The following is a 1789-nucleotide window of genomic DNA, read 5'->3' as shown; positions in this document are numbered from 1 at the left end:
AAAACATTTAGAGAAGACGTTTTGGATGCTTACATCTTCCGAAATTTAGAAGAAGTACAACAGATAGCTGAGGACTTCAGAGAAGATTATAACAAATACCATCCACATAAATCAATGGGCAGAAAAAGCCCTAAACAGATCTATAAAGAATTTTCATTGGGTCTAGACCCAATGAAAAAAGAAAAATTGTGTAATTTAGAGCTGTCCGAAAACGGGTAAGTCTTCACTTATTTCTGTAATTATCACTTGATTCGGGGCATAAAATGTCATAGTGCCATCATCAAAATCAAAGTGCTGCTGGCCATATCGCATTTTACCTTTAAAATTCTTTTTGATTGCTATGCAATAAAATCCGTAAGTAACCGCCTCTAATTTCTCATCATCATAACACTTAATGGTAGAAAAATCAATTAAACTAATTAATGGGTGCTTCGGTTTTGGCAACTCTAAAAGTTGATGCAGATCTCGGATTGACTGAATTATATAAGGTTTCATTGAAAACAAATTTATAAAAATAGAATTTACGCTTCCTATTTAATCAAAATCGGTAGATAACGTCAAAGATTTCCATTTTTCAAATTCTGCATCTTCCTGCGCTCTTTTTTGGGTCACCAGCTCATAGGTGTCCGGCCCTAAAAGTAAATGAAGAGGCGGCTGTTCCATTTCACTTATTTGAACTAATATTTTTGATAGTTTGTCGGGATCTCCGGGCTGTGTTCCACTAAATTTAGTCCACATCTTTTCAGCTTTATCTACACCATACACTTCAATACGGTTCTTTACATAGTTGATGGAATTCATAAATTCTGTTCTAAATTGTCCAGGTGCAACTACCGTTACTTTTATCCCGAAATTTATTACTTCTTGAGCTAAGGCTTCGGAAATTCCGATAAGCGCAAATTTAGCTGCATTATAACTTGCCGCCTTTTCAAAGCCAATATACCCCGCATTGGAAGAAATATTAATGATGTGTCCACTTTGCTGCTTACGCAAATGAGGCATCATATTCCGGATGATATTAACCGTCCCAAAAAGATTCACATCCATAGTTGCCCGAAACTCTGCATCAGTCATTTCCTCCATACTTCCCACCAAGCTATAACCAGCATTATTGACTACTACATCGATACGCCCTAGTTTTTCAATACTTTCATCAATAGCTTTCTTTACAGCTGTATCCGAAGTAATATCTAATTTTACTGGAAAAAGATTTTCTTTAAATGATGTAATTTCTTTTTCCAGAGCATCTGTATTCCGACTTGTTGCAATTACCTTATGTCCTTGTGAAAGGAGTAGTTTGATTAAATGAAGTCCTAGCCCTTTGGACGTACCTGTCACCAACCATACTTTTTGATTTTCTTTGCTCATAATAATCTGTTTTTTATTTATGAATACAAAGTTGCATTGGATTACTTTTTATACAGTATCCTGATTACTGAGTTTAGTATCCATATTACAGATGTATTTAATATTTTCTGAATCCAGATGCTACCATCCCATTCAAAATATAGAGAGGATGGGTAGAAGCCATACCACTTGTTTAACTTTACTTCAGTAAACTGAATAGTGAAGATGAAAATGTGCGGTTATGGATTTCAGGAAACAAAAACTTTCCATTGCGGAAGCTAAGGAAATGGATATGGTTCAGTACCTGTCCTCATTGGGTTATGAACCTTCAAAAATCAGGGGCAATGACTATTGGTATCTTTCACCATTGCGGCAGGAAAAAACACCCTCTTTTAAGGTTAATCGAAAGCTGAACCGATGGTACGATCATGGACTTGGTAAG

The 1789-nt window shown here is 35.8% G+C and carries 3 protein-coding genes and 1 pseudogene; 2 read left to right on the top strand and 2 right to left on the bottom strand.

The genetic code is table 11. From position 1 onward, the window contains the following. The coding region (locus tag AACY61_RS13275) for an integrase core domain-containing protein (RefSeq protein ID WP_339612059.1) at positions 1-219 on the top strand (219 nt) is incomplete at its 5' end. Here the strand turns inward: AACY61_RS13275 and AACY61_RS13270 are convergent. Together AACY61_RS13270 and AACY61_RS13265 are read right to left on the bottom strand one after the other, a co-directional pair. Then, on the bottom strand, positions 196-495 hold the full coding sequence (locus AACY61_RS13270; RefSeq protein ID WP_339612058.1) for a hypothetical protein: 300 nt from the start codon (positions 493-495) through the stop codon (positions 196-198). The genes AACY61_RS13275 and AACY61_RS13270 overlap by 24 nt on opposite strands. Before the next feature lie 39 nt (positions 496-534). Continuing rightward, entirely contained in the window at positions 535-1368 is an 834-nt protein-coding gene (locus AACY61_RS13265; protein WP_339612057.1) for an SDR family NAD(P)-dependent oxidoreductase, read from the bottom strand. Positions 1369-1588: 220 nt separating this feature from the next. Between AACY61_RS13265 and AACY61_RS13260 the strand changes: the two are divergent. Next, positions 1589-1789, top strand: a pseudogene (locus AACY61_RS13260) (DNA primase); the annotation flags it as partial.

Origin of the sequence: uncultured Planktosalinus sp. (assembly GCF_963973675.1) — a bacterium.
Classification (GTDB): Bacteria; Bacteroidota; Bacteroidia; order Flavobacteriales; family Flavobacteriaceae; genus Planktosalinus.
Note: the sequence above shows the minus strand (reverse complement) of the source record. Positions and strands in the feature narration are given on the sequence as shown.

Bases quoted from the DNA above. Each gene is read 5' to 3' on its own strand.
- AACY61_RS13270 (WP_339612058.1), bottom strand. From the start codon at position 495: ATGAAACCTTATATAATTCAGTCAATCCGAGATCTGCATCAACTTTTA.
- AACY61_RS13265 (WP_339612057.1), bottom strand. From the start codon at position 1,368: ATGAGCAAAGAAAATCAAAAAGTATGGTTGGTGACAGGTACGTCCAAA.